Here is a 24,849-nt window from a genome sequence, read left to right on the forward strand (position 1 = left end):
GACAAGCTCGATGTCATGTTTGCTGCCTTCATTACCGTGGCACTCGTGGCCGAGGCGCTTCGGTTGCGTTAACAGTGCCTAGCGAAACAGATCAACCGATCAACCGATCGACACATCAGCGGATCAGCCCGGCCTGCCGGGCCGCATCGCGCACCGGATCGAAGGCCTCGGGCGGCGCCAGCACGAAGCGGCGGGTGCCGTGGCTGCGCAGGATGTCCTTGCCGCCGGGCACCGCCTCCAGCGCCAGGAAGGCCGCCGCGATCGCGTTGCGGTGGCCTTCGCCGAAATCGCCGCGCACGCTCAGCGAGCGGTCGGCGCGGGGCTCGGTGCTCATCAGCACCCGCCACTGGCGAGCGTCGACGCGCGCGGCCGCGCTCCAGCCCTCCCAGGTGGCCTGGGAGAACGCCGCCGCGTCGACCTGACCGGCCTGCAGCGCCTGCAGCACTGCGTCCTCGCTCTGCGCATGGCTGACCTTGAGGTCGCGGCCGGGCTCGATCCGGGCCGCCAGCAGCGCCGCGCGCGGCATCAGGTGCGCCGCGGCGCTGCTGACCGGCCCGAAGCCGAGCGTGCGCCCCTTCAGGTCCTGCGGCTTGCGCAGGGCCGAATCGGCGCGCACGACGATGACCGAGCGGCTGCGCGCATCCTCGTCACGCTGCACCAGCGGCAGCACCTGGCCGGGCGCCTGCGCCTGCAGCATCACCAGCGTGCCGGCCGGAATCCAGGCCAGGTCGACCTTGCGGGCCAGCAGCGCGGCCGAGAGCTGCGCCTCGGTCTTGAACGGCACCCACTGGGCGCGGGTCTTCAGCCGCTTCGACAGGTACTCGCCCAGCGGCTCGAACTGCTCGGCCTGCTGCTCCGGCGTGCGGCCGTCGGGCGCCGCGCTGATGCGCAGCACGCTCTGCGCGGCGGCGGCGCCGGTCAGGCCGGCCAGCAGCAGGCTGGCGCCCCAGCGCAGCAGGAATCGGTTCATGGCGATCGCTCCTCGTGTCGGGCCGGTTCGGTTCGTCTCAGTGGGGAAAACGCAGTCCCAGCCGCGCCGCGGTGACCACCGCCTCGGTGCGCGAGCCCACGTCGAGCTTGCGGAACAGCGCCAGCAGATGCGTCTTGATGGTGGACTCGGCCAGATCGAGCTCGCGGCAGATGATCTTGTTCGACTGCCCGGCCGCCAGCAGCCGCAGCACGTCGACCTGGCGCGGCGACAGGCCGAGCCGGTCGATGATCTCGGCATTGCGCGCGTCCTGCGACACCGAGGGCACCGAGGCCACCGGCGCAGGCGCCACCGCGTTGTAGACCGCCGGCGGCAGGTAGACGCCCCCGCCCAGCACCACCCGCAGCGCACTCTCGACGCCGCCGCCCCGGGTGGTCTTCGGGATGAAGCCCGCCGCGCCCTCGTTGAGCGCGGCGATCATGGTCTCGGCGTCATCGGTGGCCGACATCACCACGATGGTCAGCTCGTCGGACACCGCACGCAGCTGGCGCAGCGTCGACAGGCCCTGGCTGTCGGAGACGCCCAGATCGAGCAGCACCAGCTCGATGTCGGGCTCGGCCTGCAGGCGCTCGAGCGCCTCGCGCACGCCGCTGGCCTCGCGCATCTCCACCTCGGGAAAACGGGCGGACAGCAGCATCATCAGGCCGGAGCGGAACAGCGTGTGATCGTCGACGAGGAGAGCCTTCATGCAGCGGCCAGCGAATCGGAGGAGCCCCGACTATAGCCAAGCCGGCCTGCGTCCAGCTTGCAGGCGCCTGTGCCGCCCTCCGTGCTGTCACCGGTGTGGTGACAGCGCGTCGGCTGCCTCGGCCAGGCAGCGGCAGCCGGTCAGCGCCATCGCGATCTCCAGCTCGTCGCGCAGCAGGCGCAGCATGTGCGCCACGCCCTGCGCGCCGGCCACCGCCAGCGCGTGCACCTGCGGGCGGCCCACCAGCACCGCAGACGCGCCCAGGCCCAGCGCCTTGAGCACATCGGTGCCACGGCGGATGCCGCCGTCGACCAGCACCGGCAGTCCGTCCGCCGCCGCGACGATGCGCGGCAGCAGCTCGGCGGTGGCCGGCAGGGTGTCGAGCGTGCGCCCGCCGTGGTTGGAGACGACCAGGCCCGCCGCGCCGGCCTCGCGCGCCAGCCGCGCGTCCTCCGGATGCGTGATGCCCTTGAGCAGCACCGGCAGCCGGGTGTGCCCGACCAGCCAGGCCACATCGTCCCAGGTCGGCATGGCCGCCAGCAGACCGTCGAAGAGCGCGCTCTGGCCGGGCTGCAGCGCCGGGGCCGGCGGCGGGCGCAAGCCCTCCAGATGCACCGCACGCACGCCCGGCGGCAGCCGGAAGCCGGTGCGGCGCTCGCGGTCGCGCGCGCCGCTGACGGGGGCGTCCACCGTCAGCACCAGCGCCTCGCAGCCGGCCGCTTCGGCACGGCGCACCAGCGCCAGCGTGAAGTCGCGATCCGGCTGGATGTAGACCTGGAACCACAGCGGCCCCGAGTCCGGATCGCGGCGCATGATGTGCGCCACCGCCTCGACCGGCACGCTCGACTGGGTGCTGAGCACCATGCCCGCCTGCAGCGCGGCCGCCGCCTGCGCGGTGGCGAGTTCGCCCTCCGGATGCGCCAGGCGCTGGTAGGCCACCGGCGCGAGCAGCACCGGATGCGCCAGCGTGCGCCCGAGCAGCTCGACCCGGGTGTGCGCGCCGGCCATCGGGCGCAGCACCCGCGACTGCAGCCCGATCTGCTGCCAGGCGCGCAGATTGGCCGCCAGCGTCAGCTCGTCGGCCGCACCGCCGTCGAAATAGGCGCGGGCCTGGGCCTCCAGCCGCTCGGCAGCAGCGGCGGCATAGTCGGGCAAGGCGACCGGCAGCGCCACCGGCGGCGTCACGGCTCGGGCTGGCTGACGAAGCCGACCTTGCTCAGGCCGGCCTTCGTCGCATCGGCCAGCGTCTGCGCGACATGGCGGTAAGGCACGTCCTGGTCGGCGCGCAGATGGATCTCGGGCTGCACCGGCTTGAGTCCCTCGGACTGGAAGCGCAGGGCCGCCTCCTCGCGGCTGACGCGCTCGCCGTTCCAGTAGCGCTGGCCCTCGGCATCGATGGCGAACTCGATCTTGTCGGGCACCGGCAGGTTCTCCTGGCTGGTGGCCTGCGGCAGCTGCAGCTTGACGGAATGCGTCAGCAGCGGCGCGGTGACGATGAAGATCACCAGCAGCACCAGCATCACGTCGATCAGCGGCACCATGTTGATCTCCGACACCGGGGCGCCGGAGGACTGTCGGTCGAAACTGGCGAAGGCCATCTCGGTTCTCCCGGTTCCGCGCGATCAGGCCGCAGCCGGACGCAGCGGGCGCACCGCACCGGCCTCGGCGCCACGATCGCGGCCGTTGTCGGCCAGCGTCGAGCCGGTCGACAGGAAGGTCAGCAGTTCGAAGGCAAAGGCGTCGAGCTTGGCATTGAGCACCCGGTTGCCACGGTTGAAGGCGTTGTAGGCGATGACCGCCGGAATCGCCACCGCCAGACCGATGCCGGTCATGATCAGCGCCTCGCCGACCGGACCGGCGACCTTGTCCAGCGTGCCCGCACCGCTCATGCCGATGGCCAGCAGCGCGTGGTAGACGCCCCAGACGGTGCCGAACAGGCCGACGAAGGGCGCGGTCGCGCCGACGGTGGCCAGCAGCGTCAGGCCGTTCTCCAGCCGGGTGGTCTCCTCGTCGAGCACCTTCTTGATGGTGCGGGTGACGAATTCCTGGCCGGTGCCGGCCTCCTGCAGCTTGGCCGCGCCGTACTTGGCGTGGTGGGCCTGGGCATGGATCGCATGCGCGGCCAGGTGGCCGAAGGGATCCTGCACGCCATGGGCGCGGATCTCTGCATCCACCTCGTCGAGCGAGCGGGCATTCCAGAAGAAGTTCAGGAACTTCTCGCTGCGGCGACGGCGGATGAACTGCGACAGGCCCTTGATGATGATCAGGGCCCAGGAGGCCACCGACATCAGCACCAGCACGCCCAGCAGCGCCTTGCCGACGAAGTCGGCCTGGGCGATGAAGTGGCCGAAGCCCATGGCCTGGGTGGCGGTGGCGGCAGCGGCATCGGCCGCCGAGGCGGCCAGCGTGGCGGCCGAGGCCGCGGTATCGGTCGTGGACGGGTTCATCGGAGCTTCCGTTTCAGTCTGTTCGTGTTCGGTTCGTGTTCATGTTTCCGGATGCGCTCGGGCGGGCGCCCTCACTCCAGCTCGAAGGCCAGAGGCATCGCGATCCAGAACTCGAAGGGCACGCCGTTCTCGGTGCGCGGCTTGACGCGGGCGGCCATCGCCGCACGCAGCGCCGCCTGGTCGAGGCGGGCATGGCCGGAGGAGCGCTGCAGCAGCACCTGCTTCGGCGCGCCCCGGGTGTCGATCAGCGCGCGCACGATCACGGTGCCCTCCTCCTTGAGCCGGCGCGAGGCCAGCGGGTACTCGATCTCGGGCACCCGCACCCAGTCGCTGTCGGTCAGCACCACGGTGCGCGGCGCCGCCGGTGCGGGCGCCGGCGGCGTCGGCGGTGCAGGAGGAGCCGGCGGTGCCGGGGGCGCGGGCGGCACCGGCGGCGCTTCCGGCGCGGGCAGCGGCGGCGGCTCGGCCGGTGGCGGCGGCGCGACGAAGGCCGGCTGCGGCACCGGCAGCGGCGGCGGCTTGGCCGCCAGCACCGGTGCGGGCGGCGGCGGGGTCTTCGGGCGCGGCTGGGGCGGAGGCGGCGGCTTCGGCGCCTCGGGCGTCGGCGCGATCAGGTCGACCATCATCGGCGCCATCTCGGCGGCGGCCTCGCGCACGGCCGGCACCTGCAGCAGGGCCCAGCCGGCCAGCAGATGCGCGCCCAGCATCGAGCCGACCAGCACGCGGCGCGCGCCCGGGCCCAGCGCATCGGGCGAGGCGCCGCCCAGGCGCAGCGGCGGCAGCGGTGCCGGCGAAAGAGGTGCGGTGGTATCCATCTCGTTCAGGTGTCAGCCCACAGGCGCAGCAGGTTGTGGTACGAGCCGGTCAGGCCGACCACGCCGGCATCGGTCTCGCCGACGGTGCTGCGCAGGTGCATCAGGTGGCGGTCCATGTCGTGCAGCAGGCGGCGCTGCTCGTCGCTGCGCACCATGCTCTCGACCCAGAAGAAGCTGGCGACACGGTGGCCGCGCGTCACCGGCTCGACCCGGTGCACGCTGGTGCCGGGATAGACGACCATGTCGCCGGCGGCCAGCTTGACGCGCTGCTCGCCATAGGTGTCGTCGATCACCAGCTCGCCGCCGTCGTAGTCGGCCGGATCGGCCAGGAACAGCGTGCAGCTGATGTCGGTGCGCACCCGCTCGGGCGGCAGGCCGCCGCGCGCCGGCACATAGCGCACCGCGTTGTCGACATGGGCGCCGTAGGTGTTGGTCCGCCCGCCGTAGCGGTTGAACATCGGCGGGAAGACCCTCTTGGGCAGCGTCGCCGAGAAGAACAGCGGGTGGCGGTCGAGCGCCGACAGGATCAGGCCCTGCAGCGCCTGCGCCACCGCGCTGCCGACCGGCAGCTGCTCGTTGTTCTTGACGGTCAGGGCCTGGGCGCCGGCGGTGACCGCGCCATCGCTCCACGGCGCATCGGCCAGCAGGCGCCGGGCCTGCGCGAGTGCCGCGGCATCGAGCACGGCGGGAATGCGGATCAGCATGGCGCCCGGCCCTTTCCGATCAGAACTTCAGCGAGCCGGTGACCTGGATCAGGCGGCCGGCGCCCGGCACGTAGTGGCCATTGGCATACAGCGAGTCGGCATACCGCTTGTTGGTCACGTTGCTGACATTGGCCTTGACGGTGAAGTCCTCGCTGACCTTGTACTCGGCCATCAGGTCGCCGGTGATGTACTTCGGCGCCGCCCAGCCGGGGTTGCGGTTCGGGGTCTGGCTGCTGCGGGCGTTCAGGCCGCCGCCGACACGCACCTTCGGGGTCAGCTGGTAGGTGGTCCAGACGGTGCCGCTGTGCTTGGGCGTCAGCGACGGACGGGTGCCCTGACCTTCCGAGCCGGCCACGCCGGCATCGATGTTGGCCACCGGCAGCCACATGTACGAGCCGAAGACTTCCCACGCCGGCGTCAGGCGACCCGACAGATCAAGTTCCAGGCCGGCGACATGGCGCTTGCCCGACAGCGTGACCAGCGCGCTGTCCGGATCGGTGTTGCGCTCATGCAGCTTGGTGGTGCGGAAGATCGCGAAGCGGCCGGTGAAGTTGCCGTCGGCCGAGGTCAGGTAGCCACCGAACTCAGCGTTGATCGACTGCTCCGGCGGCACCGCGGCATTGCCCGCGCTCAGCGAGTAGGCATCGCCCGAGGTGTTGAACGAGGTCGCGCCCGACAGGTGGAAGGACATGCGCTCGCTCGGCTGGAAGATCACGCCGGCGCGCTTGCTCCACTCCGAGACTTCCATCTTGTAGCTGGTGGTGGTGACCGGGCTCGGCGAGGCGGTCGGCACGGTGTGGATGTCGTAGTCGCCATCCAGTCGGTCGTAGCGGGCACCGACCAGCACCTTCCACATCGGCGCGACCTGCACCAGGTCCTGGGCATAGAAGCCCACGCCGCGCGAGATGTACTCGTTGCCGGTGCGGAAGCTGCGCAGGCTCTCGTCGACCCAGCCACTGCCGCTGTCGGCGCCGACGGTGGTGTTGGCCTTGGTCGGCACCACGCCGCCCTGGGCCGCGGTGACGGCAGCGTAGACCTTCTTCTTCTCCAGCGCGTAGTCGGCACCGGCGAGCACCTCGTGCTTGACGCCCAGACCCTCGAACTTGCCGCTGAAGTCGGTCTGCGCGTAGATGTTGCGCACGTTCTGCACCTTCAGCTGCGTGCCGCGGGTCAGCACCGTCGCATTGCTGAAGTTGGCCAGGCTGGCCGCGACGCCGCCGGGCTGCAGGGTCGCCGCCGCCAGACGCACGGTGGAGGCACGCTGGTTGCGGTCGTAGTCGCCGATGCGAACCTTGGTGTTCAGCTCCATCGTCGGCGAGAAGCGGTGCACATGACCGAAGCCGACGGTGGTGGCTTCGCCCTGGTTGCGGTCGCTGGTCATGCCGTAGTAGGCGCTCGGATCGACCGGCAGCATCGTGGTCGTGCTGACGGCGGACGTCGCGGTCGGGCGGATCCACGGCAGGCCGTAGTTCATGCCGTTGTCGTTGTCCAGATGGTAGAAGGACAGCGTGAACTCGTCCTTCTCGCCGATGCCGGTGCGGTAGGTGCCGGCCAGGCCGGTCTTGTTGATCGACGAGCCGGCGCCGTTGTTGTCGGCCTTGGTGTCCATCACGCCCAGACGCAGCGCCGAGCTGTCGCCAGTGCGGATGTTGAAGTCGCCCACCACCCGCAGGTAGCTGTGGCTGCCGACGGTCACATCGACCTGGTTCTCGTTGATCAGACGCGGGGTCTTGGTGACCTGGTTGACCGCGCCGCCGGTCGAACCCCGGCCGAACATCATCGACGCCGAGCCGCGCAGCACCTCGATGCGGTCATGGAAGAAGGTGTCGCGGTCATAGAAGGCCGGATCGCGCATGCCGTCGACGAAGACATCGCCGGTCGACTGCAGCGGGAAGCCGCGCAGGCGGATGTCCTCCTCGCCGCCTTCGGCCGCCAGGAAGCTGATGCCGGCGGTGTTCTTCAGCACGTCCTTCATCGTGTCGAGGTTGCGGTCATCCATCAGCTTCTCGGTGACCACGGTGACCGACTGCGCCACGTCGCGCAGTTCCTGCTTGCCCTTGCCGATGGTGGTGGTGGTGGCCTGCAGGCTGTCCTTGCCGCGCTCCTCGTCCTTCTTGCCCTTGACAGTGATCTTGCGCAGCGTCGAGACCTCGGCGGCAGCCGGCTCGGTGGCGGCGGCAGGCGCCTGCTGGGCCAGCACCTGCGGCGCCAGGCAGGCCAGGCCGAAGCCGGCGGCCAGCGCGCCCAGCGGCAGCGCCTGGGCCAGAGAAGGACGGGTTGCGGGAGCTGCTGGCGCAGCAACGGAACGGGAACGACGGCGAGCCATGTCGGGATCCTGATGCAGTGAAGTCGTTGGGGAGAGAGCGATGCATCGACGATCTGCCTGGCTCGCGGCTGGGTGTCATCGTCAGTTCATTAATGATAACGATTCTTATTATTTTGACTGCAACCCTTCTTGATCTTGTTGGAGTGCAGGGGTGCAGAAGGCAAAAACCGTCGCTACAAAGCAACAAGTCATCTCCACCAAAGAAATCGAGACCTGTGGACGTGCGTCAGATCACATCTGATCCAAAAAATAACGCTAACAAGAATCAGTCGTAAAAATATTGCGGCCGGATCGGTGCATGCTGCGCGCAGGTGCCCTTTCCCCCATGCAGTTCCCGCACACCATGCCCACGCCCCTGAACGCCTCCTCGTCGACCCGCAACGGACTGGAGATCCTGCAAGGCCGCAGCGGCTTCGTGCAGCTCGCGCCGGAGTGGCGGCGGCTGGTGGAGACGCAGACGCCGGCGCAGGCCAGCCCTTTCCAGCATCCGGACTGGATCGGCGCCTGGCTGGCATCGATCTGCACCGAGCCGGACGGGCTGCGGCTGCTGGCGCTGCGCCACCACGGCGAGCTGGTTGCGGTGCTGCCGCTGGTGCCGCATGCCTGCCCGCTGGCGCGGCTGCTGCCGCAGTGGACGATGATCCAGGGCCCGCACATGGTGCTGGCCGAGCTGGCCGGCGGCCCCTCGCGCTGGCCCGCGATGCTGCAGGCGCTGCTCAGGCAGCGCACGCTGCGCTGCAGCGCGCTGCAGCTGCCGGCGGTGATCCATGAACTCGCCCCGGCCGCCGAGGCCCTGCCCGCCGGCAGCACGATGCGCCGGGTGCTCCGCAGCGAATCGGCCTGGCTGGACTGCAGCGGCGACACCGAGCAGGCACTGGCGCGGGTGCAGCGCTCCTTCCGGCAGAACCTGCGCCGGCTCGGCCGTCGCGCCGACAGCCAGGGCCAGGTCGCGCTGGAAGTGGCCGACACGCCCGCGGCGCTGGAGGAGGCGCTGACGCATTTCCTCGACATCGAGGCCTCCGGCTGGAAGGGCCGCTGCGGCTCGGCGATCCGCGACGATGCGCGGCTGGTCGGCTTCTACCGCGCGCTGGTGCGCGACTTCGGCGCACGCGGCCAGTGCCGCATCCACCGGCTGACGCTCGACGGCCGCACCGTCGCGGCCCAGTTCGCGCTGCGGGGCGGGCGGCAGCTCAACCTGCTGAAGATCGGCTACGACGAAGCCTTCTCGGCGATCGCGCACGGCCATCTGCTGATGATGCGCATCATCGAGCGCAGCTGCGCCGACCCGGATCTCGACCGGCTCAGCCTGGTCACCCATCCGTCATGGGCACATCTGTGGAAGCCGCAGCTGGCCGAGGTCGATCACCTCACGCTGACCATGCCGGGCTGGGACGGCCGGCTGCTGGGCCGCCTGATGCAGTGGCGCGACCAGCGCCGCGCCCGCACGGCCGCGACTCCGGACGAGCCGGCGGCCAGCTCGGGCCTGCCGACCCGGACTCAGTTCGACGGCACCTGAGCCGCAGCCGTCGAGCTGGCCTGCTCCAGCCCGCGCACCAGACCGCTGGCGCTCGGCCGGTCGACGAAGACGCACTGCTTGCCGGTGCGCCGGCAGTGGTCCTTCACCCGCCAGTAGGCGTTGTGGCTGATGCAGCCGGCCTGGCAGATCACCAGATCGGCCGCCGCCAGATGCGCATCGAGCTGGCCGGCGGCATCCTCCTCGCCGCCGTCATGGTGCAGGAAACGTGCGCCGCGCACCTCCACCAGCTGCCGGTAGACCGGCACGCTGGCGGTGCGGCCGCCCACGCAGAGCACCGCCTTGTCGCGCAGATCCTCGGCGACCAGCACCGCACCACCGGGCGGGACCGCCGCGACCGGCACGGCCACCACCGGCGACGGCACCGGCCGGCTGGCATCGGCCCGCTCGGTCGGCCGTGGCGTCTGCCACTGACGACGGCTGTCCTGCAGCCGCATCTCCAGCTCGCGGATGCGTGCCTGCTGCTGCTCGATCTGGCGCGCCATCGCCTGGCGGCTGCGCAGCGAGGGGGACGCGTCCTCGAGCTGCGCGACCTGGGCGCGCAGCTCGTCGATGGTGGTGTCGCGGGTGATCAGCCGCGCGCGCAGCCGCACCAGCTCGGCCTGCTGGCGCTCGATCTGTGCCGACTTCTCGGCCAGCATCTGGGTGGTGCGCTGCTGCGCGGCAGCCAGCTCGCGGCTCAGCGTGCCGTTCTCGCGCTGCAGCGCGTCCAGGCGCTGCACGTCGGCGCGCACGCCCACGCCGGCCTGATGCTGCAGCATGTGGATGTCGCGCTGCACCTGTTCCTCGAGCGCGGCATCGCAGTCGGGATGGGTCAGCGTGACCCACAGCGCCGCGGCCACCTCGCTGCCCGCGCAGGCCTGGCGCCAGTGTGCGACCAGCGCCGCATGGCCCTTGATGGCACGCGCCTGGCGCACCGCCCGCTCGAAGCGGGTGTCGAGCTCGCGCTGCAGCCGCTCGGACAGCTCGCTGCGGCGCGCGCTCTCGGCGATGGCGCGGCAGTGCAGCTCGTAGTCGTCGACGGCCGCGCAGTCGGGCAGCACCGCCGCCGTCAGCCGGCGCAGCCGGTCGATCGTCAGGCAGGTGCCCAGCACCGGACAGAAGACATTGCGCGGCAGCTCCCAGAGCCGCCGGCGCCGCGACGAGCGCTCGACCGGCACGGGCTCCGTGGCCGCACCGGCTCTGGCCTGGACCTGGCGGGCGACCGCGCGGGCCAGGTCGGAGCCCGCAGCGTCATCGGACGCCGCGAAGCCGCGGCGCAGCAGATCGCTCAGCGGGGTGGAAGAGGAGGTCTGGCACATCGAATCGATCCTGCGTTTCTGCTCGTCTCAGTTCAGCTCGTCTCAGTTCAGCTCGTCTCAGTTCAGCTCTGCTCAGTTCAGCGCCTGCTGCAGCGCCAGGCGCCAGCCGCAGGGATCGCCCCGGTCCGCGCCTGCCGCCGGACCGAGACGCGCCAGCAGCTCGCCACCAGGCCCGCCCAGTTCCAGTCGCTGGTGCAGCCCCCGGGCGCTGGCATGGCCGACCAGCTCCAGACGGGCCAGCCGCATCTCGTCGAGCTGCCAGACCCGCGCCTCGCCCCGCACCGTCAGCCGCCGCCGTCGCATGCACAGCGCGACCTGCTCCGGCATGAAGCCGACCTGCAGGCGGGCGGCCTCGCCACCCACCTCGGCCTGCAGCGCCAGCCGTCGGGCCGACGCCGGCACCCGGCACCACCGCGCATCGACCTCGATGCGGCAGCTCGCGTCGCCGCAGCCGAGCCGGGCCGGACCGAAGGCCTCGATCCGGTCGAACAGCCCGGGCATGTCCTCAGGCAGCCGCACCGCGCGCAGCACCACCTCCTCAGGCCCTCTTTCCATCGCGACTCCTCGGACCGACGACAGGATTCATCGGGAGAAAAAAGCGCGGGCTGGCAGGAACCCGGCCGGGTTCCCTGGTGACAGGCTGGCTGGCGCAGACAAAAGGCAGGCGGACCGCCAGGACCGTTCTGCCACCCTCATTCGAGGACCGGCGACTCGTGTCGCCGATCCGGTCACTTCATCACTTCACTTCATCACTTCACTTCGTCACTTCACTTCGTCAGGATCAGCTTGCCCAGCGCGGTGACACGCAGCCGGTACAGCATGCCCTCATGCTCGATCTCGACCTCGCGGGCCGGGCCCAGCAGATCGCGGCTCGACAGGCGCGGCGCCGACGGCTGGGCCGGCCCGACACCCGAGCTGGCCAGGAGGCGGGCATCGGCGCGTTCGTGGGACATCGGCTGGGGGAGTGCGGAAGTGATCATGGATCGATATTAATGAGAACGATTCTTATGTGCAAGAAAAATCTCGCCAAGGCCTCAGCCGATCGTGCCCCCACCCGGCGGACGCCGGCGCGCGGTCCCGATGCCGGGGCGCTCCTGGCTGCAGCCGCCGCAGATGCCGAACATCGCCAGCCGGTGCTCCACCAGCGAGAAGCCGCGGCTGCGCGCCACCTCATGCTGCAGCGCCTCGATCTGCGGATCGAAGAACTCCTCGACACGGCCGCAGTGCACGCACACCAGATGGTCGTGATGGCCGCCGTGCTCGATCTCGTACACCGCCCGACCGGCATCGAACACATTGCGGCGCACGATGCCGACCTGCTCGAGCTGGCCCAGCACCCGATAGACGGTGGCCAGGCCGATGTCCTCCCCCTGGAGCAGCAGCCGGCGATGGATCTCGTCGGCGCTCAGATGCGCGCGCTCCTCGCGCAGCACATCGAGCACCTTCATCCGCGGCAGCGTCGCCTTCAGGCCGTGAATGCGCAGGTTGTCGTCATGGTTCATGCAGTCATGATAATCATTCCCATTAATAGCGAAAAGCCGTCGACAGCGATCTTGAATAGCAAATGGCTATCTGAAACAAAAAAACAGTCAATTGGCACTATGTGCCGGGTCGGGCCTAAGATTCATCCCGTCGGTGCTGCAGTTCCCGGCCGGTGCCGCCGGCACGCACCGCACCCAGACACCTGTCGATCCATCAACCCAGCTCGAGGAGCGCGATTCATGTCCCTGATCAACACCCCGGTCCAGCCGTTCAAGACCACCGCCTTCGTCAACCGCGCCGGCAAGGGCGAGTTCATCGAGGTCACCGAGGAGAGCCTGAAGGGCAAGTGGTCGGTCCTGATCTTCATGCCGGCGGCCTTCACCTTCAACTGCCCGACCGAGATCGAGGACGCCGCCGACAACTACGCCGCCTTCCAGGCCGCCGGCGCCGAGGTCTACATCGTCACCACCGACACCCACTTCTCGCACAAGGTGTGGCACGAGACCTCGCCGGCGGTCGGCAAGGCCAAGTTCCCGCTGGTCGGCGACCCGACCCACACCCTGACCAACGCCTTCGGCGTGCACATCCCGGAAGAAGGCCTGGCGCTGCGCGGCACCTTCGTGATCAATCCGGAAGGCGTCATCAAGACCGCTGAAGTGCACTCGAACGAGATCGCCCGCGACGTGTCGGAAACCCTGCGCAAGCTGAAGGCCGCCCAGTTCACCGCCGCCAACCCCGGCCAGGTCTGCCCGGCCAAGTGGAAGGAAGGCGCCGCCACCCTGGCCCCGTCGCTGGACCTGGTCGGCAAGATCTGATCCTGCTGCCGTGCCTGCCCCTCGCCGGGGCAGGCCTCGGGCGGGACCGGTTCTCGCTCCCGCCCGCTCGCCTCGATCCCCGGGGCCCCAAAAAAGACCTCAACCCCTCGCCGACGGACCCGAAGGATTGCAGAGCCTGCAGCCCTTCCGGCCTGACACGCCCGTACCCCACCCCCTCTCAAGGAGCACCCACCATGCTGGACAGCAACCTCAAGACCGCACTGAAGGGCTACCTCGAGCGCCTGGTGCAGCCGATCGAGATCGTCACCTTCGCCGACGACGGCGAGAACTCGCGCCAGATGCTCGAGCTGGTCGCCGACATCGCCTCGGTCGCGCCGGCCGGCCGCCTGAGCGTGCGCAGCGGCTCGACCGCCGGCGAGCGCCTGCCCTCCTTCCAGATCACGCGGACCGGCGCCGACACCGGCGTGCGCTTCGCCGGCCTGCCGATGGGCCACGAGTTCACCTCGCTGGTGCTGGCGCTGCTGCAGACCAGCGGCTACCCGGCCAAGGTCGAGACCGACCTGATCGAGCAGATCAAGGCGCTCGAGCCGGCGCAGGAGCTGGTCTTCGAGACCTACATGTCCCTGACCTGCCACAACTGCCCGGACGTGGTGCAGGCGATCAACCTGATGGCGGCGCTGAACCCGAAGATCCGCCACACCACCATCGAAGGCTCGATGTTCCAGGCCGAGGTCGAGTCGCGCCAGATCATGGGCGTGCCCTGCGTGTTCCTGAACGGCGAGATGTTCGCCAGCGGCCGCATGGAGCTGGGCGAGATCCTGGCCAAGATCGACACCGGCGCGGCCGACCGCGAGGCGAAGAAGCTCTCGGCCAAGGACGCGTTCGACGTGCTGGTGGTCGGCGGCGGCCCGGCCGGCGCGGCCGCGGCGATCTACGCCGCCCGCAAGGGCATCCGCACCGGCGTGGCGGCCGAGCGCTTCGGCGGCCAAGTGCTCGACACCCTGGGCATCGAGAACTTCATCTCGGTCAAGGAGACCGAGGGGCCGAAGCTGGCCGCGGCGCTCGAGCAGCACGTCAAGGAATACGACGTGGACATCATGAACCTGCAGCGCGCCACCGCCCTGGTGCCGGCGGCCACGCCGGGCGGCCTGATCGAGGTCAAGCTCGAGAACGGCGCCAGCCTGCGCAGCAAGAGCGTGATCATCTCGACCGGCGCGCGCTGGCGCTCGATGAACGTGCCCGGCGAGACCGAATACCGCAACAAGGGCGTGGCCTACTGCCCGCACTGCGACGGGCCGCTGTTCAAGGGCAAGCGCGTCGCGGTGATCGGCGGCGGCAACTCGGGCGTCGAGGCGGCGATCGATCTGGCCGGCATCGTGGCGCACGTGACGCTGATCGAGTTCGACTCGAAGCTGCGCGCCGACGCGGTGCTGCAGACCAAGCTGCGCAGCCTGCCCAACGTCACGGTCCTGATGTCGGCGCAGACCACCGAGGTGCACGGCGACGGCCAGAAGGTCAACGGCCTGTCGTACAAGGACCGTGTCAGCGGCGAGCTGCGCCGCGTCGATCTGGAAGGCATCTTCGTGCAGATCGGCCTGCTGCCCAACAGCGACTGGCTCAAGGGCACGGTCGAGCTGAGCCCGCGCGGCGAGGTCATCGTCGACAGCCACGGCCAGACCTCGGTGCCGGGCGTGTTCGCCGCCGGCGACGTGACCACGGTGCCCTACAAGCAGATCATCATCGCGATGGGCGAAGGCGCGAAGGCCTCGCTGGGCGCCTTCGACCACCTGATCCGCAGCAGCGTGGCCGGCTGACCCCCCTGCCCCCCCCTGGCTCGCGATGCCGGCGAGCCGACCGGCTGCAGGTGCGGCCGGGCAGAGAGCGCGCAGATCTGAAAGAACGTGACCCCGATCACGAAACGCTCAGACTGCCGGCGCACAGGTCGATAAGCGTGATGGATCCCCGGCCCCGTTCCGGGGGGTTCAGACGACCCGACCCTCTGCCCGAATCATGCCGAACCTAGCATCGCGGTCCATGAAAACCTCTCTTGCGCTGCTGATCGGCGCCCTGCTGCTGGGGGGCGCGGCCGCCGGCGGGCGAGCACAGCAGATCACCACGCTGTCCACCACCTCGAACCTGGTCCCGCAGGGCATCACGCTGCTGTCGCGCACACCGCAGCTGGTGCTGCGGGTACGCGGCTCGCTGGTGCGCGGGGTCGGCCCGCGCATGACGGTGCGCCTGAACGGCCAGCCGCTCGGCACCGTCGCGGTCGACCACACCGACTGGCGCGACCATGCCTTCACCGTGCCGGCCCTGCTCGCCAGCGGTTCGACGCTCGAGGTCGTCTTCGACAACGACGCGGCGGCCGGCGGCGAGGACCGCAATCTCTTCATCGCCTCGGTCGGCCAAGGCAACACCCGCTTCCAGCCCGGCCCGCTGCAGTCGGTCTATGACCGCGGCGCCGGCGCGCTGGCCTTCGACGGCCGGGAGGTGTCGGCCGGCCGCAGCGATCTGCCCTGGGATGGCGCACTGCGCATCACCTGGCCCGAAAGCTTGACCCCGCTGGCCACCACCGCGCGCCTGCAGCGCCAGCAGGCCGCCCGGCTGCTGCTGCAGGCCAGCTTCGGCGCCCTGCCCGGCGAGATCGAGCAGCTCGCCGTCACCGGACTGCCCGCCTGGATCGACCGGCAGCTGGCCCTGCCGGCCTCGGCCGACTTCGTCGGCGCGGTCCAGGCCCGCTACGACCTCGGTCCGGAACACCGGCCGCGCGGCGCGCAATACCACCCGCACCAGGTCGGACACCATTTCTGGCGCCATGCCAGCCAGGCGCCGGACCAGCTGCGCGCGCGCACCGCCTTCGCGCTGCACCAGATCTTCATGGTCTCGCAGCATGACGACAGCCTGTGGCTGCATGCACGCGCCTACGCCAGCTATCTCGACCTGCTGAACCGCCAGGCCTTCGGCAATTTCCGCGACCTGATCGAGGAGATCGCGCTGTCGCCGGCGATGGGCCTGTACCTGTCGCACATGCGCAACCAGAAGGAAGACCCCACCCGCGGCCGCCTGCCCGACGAGAACTTCGCCCGCGAGCTGATGCAGCTCTTCACCATCGGCCTGCATGAGCTGCGCCCGGACGGCAGCGTGGTGACCGACGCCAGCGGACGACCGGTCGAGACCTACGGCAATGCCGACGTGATGGCGCTGGCACGGGTCTTCACCGGCTACGGCTGGGCCTTCCCGGACAGCGAGCTGACCGAGGCGAAGCTGCGCGCCGGCTGGCCCGACTACAGCGCGGCCGGCGACCGGCGCATCGACCTGCAGCGCATGAAGGCCTATCCTGGACAGCACTCGCTGCTGGAGAAGCGCCTGTTCGCCGGCAAGCCCTGGGAGCGCAGCATCGCGGCCGGCGGCAGCGCCGCCAGCGACCTGAAGATCGCGCTCGACACCCTGTTCAACCATCCGAACGTCGGCCCCTTCATCGGCCGGCAGCTGATCCAGCGCCTGGTGCGCAGCGACCCCAGCCCAGCCTATGTGGGCCGCATCTCCGCGGTCTTCGCCAACAACGGCCGGGGCGTGCGCGGCGATCTGGGCGCGGTGGTGCGCGCCATCCTGCTCGACCCGGAGGCACGCAGCCTGCCGGCGGCCGGCACCGGCCACAAGCTGCGCGAACCGGTGCTGCGGGTGGCGCAGTGGATGCGCGCCTTCGAGGCGCGTTCGCAGACCGGCCAGTTCCGCATCGACACCCAGATGGATGCCACCGGACAGCGGGTGATGATGTCGCCCTCGGTCTTCGGCTACTTCCGTCCGGGCCATGTGCCTGCCGGCACGACGATGGGTGCGCAGAACCGCACGCTGCCGGAGTTCCAGCTGGTCAGCGAGACCTCGACCGCGGCCTGGGCCAATCTGGCGCTGCACATGAGCGGCGCCGGCCTGGGCTGGACCGGCTCGAGCGTCGACGTGAGCGCGCGCTATGACGCGCTGGCCGAGCTGGCCGGCCGCGGCGATCTCGAGGGCGTCGTCGACCAGCTCGATCTGCGCCTGTTCGCCGGCGGCATGAGCGCCGGCCTGCGCCAGACCCTGATCGACACCATGGCCGATGTTCGGGGCCATGACGCGACCAGCCATCTGAACCGCGTGCGCGCGGCCGTGCTGTTCGCGCTGGCCTCGCACGAGTACCTGATCCAGCGCTGAATCCAGCACGGAACCCCGCACTGAAGCCGATCGGCCGGAGATTTCCGCATGAGTTCTTCATCTCCCTCTTCCCGCCGCGCCTTCCTGCGCACGCTCGGCCAGCTCGGGCTGCTGGGCGGCCCGGTGGCGGCGGCGCGACCGGCCTTCACGCTCGGCCTGGCCGGCCTGGGCGCGATGGCGGCGCAGTCGTCGAGCGCCGCGCAGCTCGACCGACCCTATCGCGCGCTGGTCTGCCTGTTCATGAACGGCGGCAATGACGCGCACAACTGGCTGGTGCCGCTCGACAGCGCCGAGCATGCGGCCTACACCCGCGCGCGGGGCGATCTGGCGCTGCCGGCCAGCGCGCTGCTCGAGATCGCCAGCCGCAGCCAGCAGGCGGGCCGGCGCTTCGGCCTGGCGCGCGAGCTGCAGCCGCTGAGCACCTGGTACGGGCGCGGGCGCTGCGCCTTCGTCGCCAATGTCGGCCCGCTGAGCCAGCCGACCACGCTGGCCGATGTGCAGGCCGGCCGCGGACTGCCCGCCAAGCTCTACTCGCACAACGACCAGCAGGCGACCTGGCAATCCCTGCAGCCCGAAGGCATCGCGCGCATCGGCTGGGGCGGCCGGATGGCCGACCTGCTGGCCTCGGCCAACCAGAACACGGTGCTGACCACGATTTCCGCCTCTGGCCAGGCGATCTTCCTGAACGGCAGCGGCGTGCAGCCCTACCAGATCGACCCGGAGGGCCTGGTCGACGTGCGTGCGCTGCAGTCCGGCGCCTGGCTGTACGGCAGCGCCGGCGCGCAGGCGCGGCTCGAGGCCCTGCTGCGCAGCAATGGCAGCACCGACCTGCAGGCCGAGCACGCCCGGGTGACCCGCCGGGCGCTCGACACCGCGGCGCAGCTGCGCGGTGCGCTGGCCGGCACGCCGGAGCTGCCGCTGGGCGCGGTCACGCTGACCGACGGCAGCCGGCTCGATCTGGCGAAGGATCCGCTGGCGCGCCAGCTGCGCATGGTCGCGCGGCTGATCGCCGCCGCACCGGCGCTCGGCCTGCGCCGCCAGGTCTTCATGGTCTCGATCGGCGGCTTCGACACCCATGCGCAGCAGGCGGCGCGCCATCCGCTGCTGGGCGCGCGGGTCGCGCATGCGGTCGACGCCTTCCTGAACGGCCTGCAGGGCCTGGGCCGGCTCGACGATGTGCTGCTGTTCAGTGCCAGCGACTTCGGCCGCACCCTCACCAGCAACGGCTCGGGCAGCGACCATGGCTGGGGCGGACACCATTTCGTCGCGGGCGGCGGCATCCGGGGCGGCGACATTCTCGGCCGCTTTCCCACGGTCGCGCTGGGCACCAGCACCGATGTCGGCTCCGGCCGGCTGCTGCCGACCACCTCGCTGACCGAGTACGCCGCCTCGCTCGGGCGCTGGATGGGCCTGAGCCCCAGCGAGCTGCTGACGGTGCTGCCCGGACTGGAGCGCTTCGCCACCGCCGGGCCGGATCTGGGCGGAGGCTGAGCGCCGAGCCCGTGGTCCAGCCCGACAACCACTGGCAGCGCTGGCCTCGGCCGCGCTGAGCGCCAGGCTTCAGCCGGCGAAGCGCGAGAACACCAGCGTCGCGTTGGTGCCGCCGAAGCCGAAGCTGTTCGACATCACGGTGTCGACGCGACCGTCGCGGCGCTCGCGCAGGATCGGCAGGCCTTCGGCGGCCGGATCCAGCGTCTCGATGTGGGCCGAGGCGGCCAGGAAGTCGTTCTGCAGCATCAGCAGCGAGTAGATCGCCTCCTGCACGCCGGCCGCACCCAGCGAGTGACCGGTGATCGACTTGGTCGAGCTGATGAAGGGCACTTCCTCGCCGAAGACCTGGCGCACCGCGCCCAGCTCGGCCAGATCGCCCACCGGGGTGGAGGTGCCGTGGGCGTTGATGTAGTCGATCGGCGTCTTCACGGTCGACATCGCCTGCTGCATGCAGCGCATCGCGCCCTCGCCCGACGGGGCCACCATGTCGTGGCCGTCGGAGGTGGCGCCGAAGCCCACCAGCTCGGCCAGGATGGTGGCGCCGCGCGCCTGCGCATGCTCCAGCGACTCCAGCACCAGCATGCCGCCGCCGCCGGCGATGACGAAGCCGTCGCGGCTGGCGTCGAAGGCGCGCGAGGCGTTGGTGCCCGGCTCGTTGTACTTCGAGGACATCGCGCCCATCGCATCGAACAGCAGCGACAGCTCCCAGCTCTCCTCCTCGCCGCCGCCGGCGAAGACCACGTCCTGCTGGCCCCAGGCGATCAGCTGCGCGGCATGGCCGATGCAGTGCGCGCTGGTGGCGCAGGCCGAGGTGATCGAGTAGTTGACGCCCTTGATGCCGAACGGGGTGGCCAGACAGGCCGACACGGTGCTGCCCATCGTGCGGGTGACCATGAAGGGGCCGACGCGCTTGATGCCCTTGGCACGCAGCGTGTCGGCGGCCCAGACCTGGTTCAGGCTGGAGGCCCCGCCTGAGCCGGCGACCAGGCCGGTGCGCGGGTTGGAGACCTGCTCCGGGGTCAGGCCCGACTGCGCGATGGCCTGCTGCATCGACAGGAAGGCGTAGGACGCGGCATCGCCCTGGAAGCGCAGGTTGCGGCGGTCGATCGCCGCCTCGAGGTCGATGTCCGGGCGGCCGCTGACCTGCGAGCGCATGCCCTTTTCCGCATAGACCGGGTTGAACTTCAGGCCGCTGCGCGCCTCGCGCAGGCTGGCGGTGACTTCCTCGGCGTTGTTGCCGATGCTGGAGACGATGCCCAGGCCAGTGACGACGACACGGCGCATGATCAGAAGTCCTGGGTCGAGGTGAACAGGCCGACCTTCAGGTCGGTGGCGGTGTAGATCTCGCGGCCGTCGACGAACATCTGGCCGTCGGCGATGCCCATGACCAGCTTGCGCTCGATGACGCGCTTCAGGTGCAGGCGGTAGGTGACCTTCTGCGCGGTCGGCAGCACCTGACCGAAGAACTTGACCTCGCCGGAGCCCAGCGCACGCCCGCGCCCCGGGTTGCCGCGCCAGCCCAGCCAGAAGCCGACCAGCTGCCACATCGCGTCCAGGCCCAGGCAGCCCGGCATGACCGGATCGCCCTCGAAGTGGCAGCCGAAGAACCACAGGTCCGGGTTGATGTCGAGCTCGGCCTCGATCAGGCCCTTGCCGTGGTTGCCGCCGGTGTCGTCGATGCGGACGATGCGGTCCATCATCAGCATGTTGGGCAGCGGCAGTCGCGCGTTGCCCGGGCCGAACAGCTCGCCGCGGCCGCAGGCCAGCAGCTCTTCGCGGCTGTAGGCGTGACGACCCAGTTCTCGCTGGCTGGTGGTCGGGGGGGCAGAAGTCATGGTGGGGTCGGTGGAGCGGGTCATCGGACTCTTGCCCGCGAGGGCAAGAGAGAAGGGAAATCGCTGCGGGCGGCCCGGCGCTGCCGGACCTCGCAAAGTTCCCGATCTTATTACGCCCGCTGCCGACCGACCTGACACCCGGCTCCGGGTGGGGTCCCGGAGCGGGTCTGGGAAGGCGGTGAAAGGATCAGTCCGGCCTCAGGCTGCGCTGTCGGCCGCAGCCGCCTTGCGCAGGATGACGTAGAGCTGGTCCTTCAGATGCAGCTTCTCCTTCTTGAGCGTCTCGATCTCCTCATGGGTGCCGCCGACGATGTGGGCCTCCATGTTCTTGATCTTCTGGTCCAGCTCGTTGTGGCGGTCGAACAGGTTCACGAAGTGATGGTCGGTGGTCTTGAGCTGGGTGATCAGGTCGCGGTATTCGGGGAACATCGTTCGGACTCCTGGTGTGTGCGGTGAAGGGGGACGCCTCCAATCTAAGCCCGCGGCGACGGCTCAAACTCGATCCAGGTCAAGGTCTGCTCAGGTGCGGGGCGTCAAGTGCTTGCCACTCGGCATGGGCGCTCCTGAGACAATCCACCCCATGCTGATCTTCCCGCCCACTTGCTTGCACAGGAGCCGCCAATGCTGACACGCCTGCAGATCAAAGGCTTCAAGAATCTGCATGACGTGGACTTGCGCTTCGGTCCGTTCACCTGCATCGCCGGGCGTAACGGGGTAGGCAAGTCGAACCTGTTCGACGCGATCACCTTCCTGAGCGACTTGGCCTCGATGCCCTTGCTGGCGGCGGCCCTGAAGGTGCGGGGAACGGGTGACCGCATCGGCGGCATCGAGAACCTGTTCGCTCGATCGGATGCCGAATCGAAGCAGATGACGCTGATCGCGGAGATGATCGTTCCGGGCGAAGTCACGGACGACTATGACCGCCAGGCCACAGCAAGCGCGACCTTTCTTCAATACACACTGGTCCTGGGCCTAGACACCCAGCGATCTGACGATTTAGGGAGGGATCCGATCTACATAGAAAAGGAAGAACTGATTGCGCGCAGCTCGAGTGACGCGGCAAAGCAGTTGCCTTTCCAGCCGAGCAAGGAGTGGCTGATGCGCCATGTCATTGGCCCGGGCAAACGCACAACCCCGTTCATCGCCACCGAAGGCATCGAAGAGCCCGCCATCAAGATTTACGGCGAAAAGACCAGCGCCCGTCGCCCGTCGACAGTTCCTGCCAAAAAGTCACCTCAGACCGTCTTGTCAGGCGTCAATGCCTCGTCACACCCGACTGCGCTGGCGGCTCGCCGTGAAATGCAGTCGTGGCGACTGCTGCAGCTTGAACCCAGCGCACTGCGCGCGCCCGACGAGTATCGTGGTCCGGCACGCCTGAGCGCCACCGGCGGCCATCTGCCCAACACGCTGATGCGCATCGGCAGCCAGAACGAAGTGGCTGAGCAACTGGCCGAACTGATTCCGGGCATCGTCTCGGTGGATGTGGACAGCGACGACGTCCGCCAGCAGCGCACGCTGGGCGTCACGATGCGCAACCGGGAGCGCTATGCGGCCAGTTCATTGTCTGACGGCACGTTGCGCTTCCTGGCACTGGCCGTGCTGGCTTCGGATCCACAGGCCTCTGGACTGACCTGCCTGGAAGAGCCAGAAAACGGCATCCACCCTCAACGCATTCCAGAAATGCTTCGGCTGGTGCGCCGGCTGGCCGAGGAGGTCGAGCCAGAGGAGAAGCACTTGGTGCCCCCGTTGCGCCAGGTGATCATCAACACGCACTCACCTCTGGTGGTCGCCGAATTGCACGATGGCGATCTGCTGATGGCCGAAACCCTTCGAGCTCGCCGAGCAGAGTGGATCCACTTCAAGCCTCTGGGCAACACCTGGCGCGCCACGGGTCTGGAGCCCACGGAACTGATCAGCAAGGGTGAGCTTCAGGCCTACCTGGGCGGCCCGACCACACGTGCTCCCGGCACGCAGCGGAGGGTGCTCGATCATTACAACCAGCAGTTGGACATGTTCAATGCACCCGCCGATCGGAGCGCCTGATGCACGCCACACGGCACAAGCCGCTGACCTGCACGCTGGTCGCTGATGGCAGTTCCGACCGAGTGCTTGTTCCACTGATCGAACTGCTGCTCGACGAGCACTGTGATCGCGCCTATCGATCACCCCACTTCGCAGAACTGCCTGCAGGAACTCCGCTGGAACAACGCATAGCCAGCGCACTGGACCAGTTTCCGTGCGATCTGCTGTTCGTCCACCGCGACGCAGAAAAGCAAAGCCCGGCGCACCGAAACGAAGAAATCAAGCAGGCCATGGCCTCGCTGAAGACGCCTCCCGACTTCGTGGCTGTCATCCCGGTGCGCATGACAGAGTCCTGGCTGCTGGTCGACGAAAAAGCCATCCGGACCGCAGCCGGCAACCCGTCCGGCAAGGTGCGACTCGATCTGCCGACGCTGGCCCGGATCGAATCCTTGCCCGATCCCAAGCAGGTCCTGTTCGACGCCCTGCGCACGGCCAGCGAGCTGTCTGCCAACCGGCTTCGCAAGTTCAACCCCGAAGAGAAGCGGCATCGGGTCTCCGACCTGATGGACAGCCTGGACCGGCTACGCCAGATTCCCTCGTTCGCGCACCTGGAAGACCAGATCCGCGCCCATTTCGCCGCCTGAATTTCCCCATGCTGCAATTCGACCTCCTCGCCACCGAAGGCCATGCCCGCCGCGGCCGCCTGACCCTGAACCACGGCGTCATCCAGACGCCGATCTTCATGCCCGTGGGCACCTATGGCACCGTCAAGGGCGTGATGCCGCGCGACCTGGAGGCGATGGGCGCGCAGATCATCCTGGGCAACACCTTCCACCTGTGGATGCGCCCCGGGCTGGACGTGATGAAGCAGTTCGGCGGCCTGCACAAGTTCGAGAACTGGAACAAGCCGATCCTCACCGACTCCGGCGGCTTCCAGGTCTGGTCCTTGGGCGACATGCGCAAGATCAGCGAGGAAGGCGTCAAGTTCGCCTCCCCCGTCAACGGCGACAAGCTCTTCATGACGCCCGAGGTCTCGATGCAGATCCAGACGGTGCTCAACTCCGACATCGTCATGCAGTTCGACGAGTGCACGCCCTACTGGCAGGGCGCCAAGGGCTCGGGCCACATCACCAGCGAACGGGAAGCGCGCAGCTCGATGGAGCTGTCGATGCGCTGGGCCAAGCGCTCGAAGGCCGAATTCGAGCGCCTGGGCAATCCGAACGCACTCTTCGGCATCGTGCAGGGCGGCATGTTCGAGAACCTGCGCGAGGAATCTCTGGCCGGCCTGGTCGAGATGGACTTTCCCGGCTACGCGATCGGCGGCGTCTCGGTGGGCGAGCCGAAGGACGAGATGCTGCGCATCATGAACCACACGCCGCACCGCCTGCCCGCGCACAAGCCGCGCTACCTGATGGGCGTGGGCACGCCCGAGGATCTGGTCGACGGCGTGGCCGCCGGCGTCGACATGTTCGACTGCGTGATGCCGACCCGCAACGCGCGCAACGGTCACCTCTTCACCCGCTTCGGCGACCTGAAGATCCGCAACGCCCGCCACCGCAGCGACGAGCGCCCGATCGACGAGACCTGCAGCTGCCACACCTGCCAGAACTTCAGCCGCGCCTACCTGCACCACCTCGACCGCTGCGGCGAGATGCTCGGGCCGATGCTGACCAGCATCCACAACCTGCACTACTACCTGAACCTGATGCAGGAGGTGCGCGACGCGCTCGACGCCGGCCGCTTCGAGGCCTTCCGCGCCCAGTTCAAGGCCGACCGCGCCCGCGGCGTCTGAATGCGCATGAGCGACACACACGCCGCCCTCGAGGCCGGTCTGGCCGCGCTGGCCGCCGCGCTGGGGCAGCCGCTGCCGGCCGACTACCTGGCGCTGCAGCGCGCGCCCGGCCCGGTGCCCGGCCCCTTCGGCGCCCATGAATGGCTGCGCCCGGCCGCCGCCCTGGCGCAGTGGCAGCTGAACCAGGAACTGCACGGCAGCGGCACGCTGCGCGCGCTGCCGGTGGCGGCCGATGCCGGGGTGCGGGCCCAGGCCTGGCATCCGGGCTGGCTGCCGCTGACGCACGACGGCGCCGGCACCCTGGCCGCGCTCGATCTCGCCCCGGCCGAGGGCGGCCAGGCCGGACAGGTCATCCTGGTCGATGCCGAGGGCGGACGGCGGCGCCGGCTCGGCCGCGATCTGGCGGACTGGCTGGCCCGCCCTGGCGCCGGACTGGCGGACGACGCGGGCTGAGCGC

At 69.6% G+C, this 24,849-nt stretch carries 24 protein-coding genes; 9 read left to right on the plus strand and 15 right to left on the minus strand.

Annotated features, from left to right (window positions below; translation table 11 throughout):
- Positions 1-115: 115 nt before the first annotated feature.
- The 8 genes from NFT33_RS15000 to NFT33_RS15035 all read right to left on the minus strand — a co-directional run bounded on the left by NFT33_RS15000 (position 116) and on the right by NFT33_RS15035 (position 7,968).
- Complete coding sequence (locus NFT33_RS15000; protein ID WP_251676554.1) at positions 116-970, minus strand: phosphate/phosphite/phosphonate ABC transporter substrate-binding protein; 855 nt, start codon at positions 968-970, stop codon at positions 116-118.
- 37 nt (positions 971-1,007) lie between these two features.
- Entirely contained in the window at positions 1,008-1,676 is a 669-nt protein-coding gene (locus NFT33_RS15005) for a LuxR C-terminal-related transcriptional regulator (RefSeq protein WP_251676556.1), read from the minus strand.
- A gap of 87 nt (positions 1,677-1,763) precedes the next feature.
- The gene (locus NFT33_RS15010) at positions 1,764-2,861 is read right to left on the minus strand and encodes an alpha-hydroxy acid oxidase (RefSeq protein WP_251676558.1); all 1,098 of its coding nucleotides are present in this window, start codon (positions 2,859-2,861) and stop codon (positions 1,764-1,766) included.
- A complete protein-coding gene (locus NFT33_RS15015) occupies positions 2,858-3,274 on the minus strand; it encodes an ExbD/TolR family protein (RefSeq protein ID WP_220784915.1) in 417 nt (138 codons plus the stop codon). Before NFT33_RS15015 ends, NFT33_RS15010 begins: the two co-directional genes overlap by 4 nt.
- 24 nt (positions 3,275-3,298) lie before the next feature.
- On the minus strand, positions 3,299-4,123 hold the full coding sequence (locus NFT33_RS15020; RefSeq protein ID WP_376744172.1) for a MotA/TolQ/ExbB proton channel family protein: 825 nt from the start codon (positions 4,121-4,123) through the stop codon (positions 3,299-3,301).
- 71 nt (positions 4,124-4,194) lie between these two features.
- Positions 4,195-4,938, minus strand: a complete 744-nt coding sequence (locus NFT33_RS15025; protein WP_251676561.1) for an energy transducer TonB — start codon at positions 4,936-4,938, stop codon at positions 4,195-4,197.
- Between the two features lie 5 nt (positions 4,939-4,943).
- A complete protein-coding gene (locus NFT33_RS15030; RefSeq protein WP_149502921.1) occupies positions 4,944-5,642 on the minus strand; it encodes a Fe2+-dependent dioxygenase in 699 nt (232 codons plus the stop codon).
- A gap of 19 nt (positions 5,643-5,661) precedes the next feature.
- Positions 5,662-7,968: a TonB-dependent receptor gene (locus tag NFT33_RS15035; RefSeq protein ID WP_251676562.1), complete on the minus strand. Its 2,307-nt coding sequence runs from the start codon at positions 7,966-7,968 to the stop codon at positions 5,662-5,664.
- Positions 7,969-8,311: 343 nt separating this feature from the next.
- On the opposite strand from NFT33_RS15035, the gene NFT33_RS15040 reads away from it, so the two are divergent.
- On the plus strand, positions 8,312-9,484 hold the full coding sequence (locus tag NFT33_RS15040) for a GNAT family N-acetyltransferase (RefSeq protein ID WP_251676565.1): 1,173 nt from the start codon (positions 8,312-8,314) through the stop codon (positions 9,482-9,484).
- On the opposite strand, the gene NFT33_RS15045 is transcribed toward NFT33_RS15040, so the two are convergent.
- From NFT33_RS15045 to fur, 4 genes are all read right to left on the minus strand, one after another.
- Positions 9,466-10,803, minus strand: coding sequence for a DUF2325 domain-containing protein (locus NFT33_RS15045; protein ID WP_251676567.1), 1,338 nt, complete (start codon positions 10,801-10,803; stop codon positions 9,466-9,468). The two genes, NFT33_RS15040 and NFT33_RS15045, sit on opposite strands and share 19 nt — an antisense overlap.
- Before the next feature lie 72 nt (positions 10,804-10,875).
- Complete coding sequence (locus NFT33_RS15050) at positions 10,876-11,358, minus strand: hypothetical protein (protein ID WP_220784922.1); 483 nt, start codon at positions 11,356-11,358, stop codon at positions 10,876-10,878.
- A gap of 212 nt (positions 11,359-11,570) precedes the next feature.
- Positions 11,571-11,756 (minus strand): hemin uptake protein HemP, encoded by a 186-nt coding sequence (hemP, locus tag NFT33_RS15055; RefSeq protein ID WP_251676569.1) that lies wholly within the window; start codon positions 11,754-11,756, stop codon positions 11,571-11,573.
- 81 nt (positions 11,757-11,837) lie between these two features.
- A complete protein-coding gene (gene fur / locus NFT33_RS15060; RefSeq protein ID WP_149502915.1) occupies positions 11,838-12,305 on the minus strand; it encodes a ferric iron uptake transcriptional regulator in 468 nt (155 codons plus the stop codon).
- Between the two features lie 219 nt (positions 12,306-12,524).
- Between fur and ahpC the strand changes: the two genes are divergently transcribed.
- The 4 genes from ahpC (at position 12,525) to NFT33_RS15080 (ending at position 18,743) form a co-directional block, all read left to right on the plus strand.
- Complete coding sequence (gene ahpC, locus NFT33_RS15065; RefSeq protein WP_149502914.1) at positions 12,525-13,100, plus strand: alkyl hydroperoxide reductase subunit C; 576 nt, start codon at positions 12,525-12,527, stop codon at positions 13,098-13,100.
- A 194-nt stretch (positions 13,101-13,294) separates the two neighbouring features.
- Positions 13,295-14,875, plus strand: coding sequence for an alkyl hydroperoxide reductase subunit F (ahpF, locus tag NFT33_RS15070; RefSeq protein ID WP_251676572.1), 1,581 nt, complete (start codon positions 13,295-13,297; stop codon positions 14,873-14,875).
- Between the two features lie 220 nt (positions 14,876-15,095).
- Positions 15,096-17,252 (plus strand): DUF1800 family protein, encoded by a 2,157-nt coding sequence (locus tag NFT33_RS15075; RefSeq protein ID WP_251676574.1) that lies wholly within the window; start codon positions 15,096-15,098, stop codon positions 17,250-17,252.
- Positions 17,253-17,300: 48 nt separating this feature from the next.
- Positions 17,301-18,743, plus strand: coding sequence for a DUF1501 domain-containing protein (locus NFT33_RS15080; protein ID WP_251676576.1), 1,443 nt, complete (start codon positions 17,301-17,303; stop codon positions 18,741-18,743).
- Positions 18,744-18,812: 69 nt separating this feature from the next.
- Here the strand turns inward: NFT33_RS15080 and fabB are convergent, their stop codons facing one another.
- The 3 genes from fabB to NFT33_RS15095 all read right to left on the minus strand — a co-directional run bounded on the left by fabB (position 18,813) and on the right by NFT33_RS15095 (position 21,007).
- Positions 18,813-20,027: a beta-ketoacyl-ACP synthase I gene (fabB, locus tag NFT33_RS15085; protein ID WP_251676578.1), complete on the minus strand. Its 1,215-nt coding sequence runs from the start codon at positions 20,025-20,027 to the stop codon at positions 18,813-18,815.
- A 2-nt stretch (positions 20,028-20,029) separates the two neighbouring features.
- Positions 20,030-20,578, minus strand: a complete 549-nt coding sequence (gene fabA / locus NFT33_RS15090; RefSeq protein ID WP_180692725.1) for a 3-hydroxyacyl-[acyl-carrier-protein] dehydratase FabA — start codon at positions 20,576-20,578, stop codon at positions 20,030-20,032.
- Positions 20,579-20,776: 198 nt separating this feature from the next.
- Positions 20,777-21,007, minus strand: coding sequence for an HP1242/YdcH family protein (locus NFT33_RS15095; protein WP_149502908.1), 231 nt, complete (start codon positions 21,005-21,007; stop codon positions 20,777-20,779).
- A 192-nt stretch (positions 21,008-21,199) separates the two neighbouring features.
- On the opposite strand from NFT33_RS15095, the gene NFT33_RS15100 reads away from it, so the two are divergent.
- Genes NFT33_RS15100 through NFT33_RS15115 form a run of 4 tightly spaced genes read left to right on the plus strand, consistent with a single transcriptional unit; the run spans position 21,200 to position 24,845 of the window.
- Entirely contained in the window at positions 21,200-22,621 is a 1,422-nt protein-coding gene (locus NFT33_RS15100) for an AAA family ATPase (protein WP_149502907.1), read from the plus strand.
- A complete protein-coding gene (locus NFT33_RS15105; protein WP_149502906.1) occupies positions 22,621-23,244 on the plus strand; it encodes a DUF4276 family protein in 624 nt (207 codons plus the stop codon). The genes NFT33_RS15100 and NFT33_RS15105 overlap by 1 nt, the downstream gene beginning before the upstream one ends.
- 8 nt (positions 23,245-23,252) lie before the next feature.
- Positions 23,253-24,392: a tRNA guanosine(34) transglycosylase Tgt gene (gene tgt, locus NFT33_RS15110; RefSeq protein ID WP_251676580.1), complete on the plus strand. Its 1,140-nt coding sequence runs from the start codon at positions 23,253-23,255 to the stop codon at positions 24,390-24,392.
- Between the two features lie 6 nt (positions 24,393-24,398).
- The gene (locus NFT33_RS15115) at positions 24,399-24,845 is read left to right on the plus strand and encodes an SMI1/KNR4 family protein (RefSeq protein WP_251676582.1); all 447 of its coding nucleotides are present in this window, start codon (positions 24,399-24,401) and stop codon (positions 24,843-24,845) included.
- Positions 24,846-24,849 lie beyond the last annotated feature (4 nt).

The sequence above is a fragment of the Sphaerotilus sp. FB-3 genome (genome assembly GCF_023706025.1).
Lineage (GTDB): Bacteria > Pseudomonadota > Gammaproteobacteria > Burkholderiales > Burkholderiaceae_C > Sphaerotilus > Sphaerotilus sulfidivorans.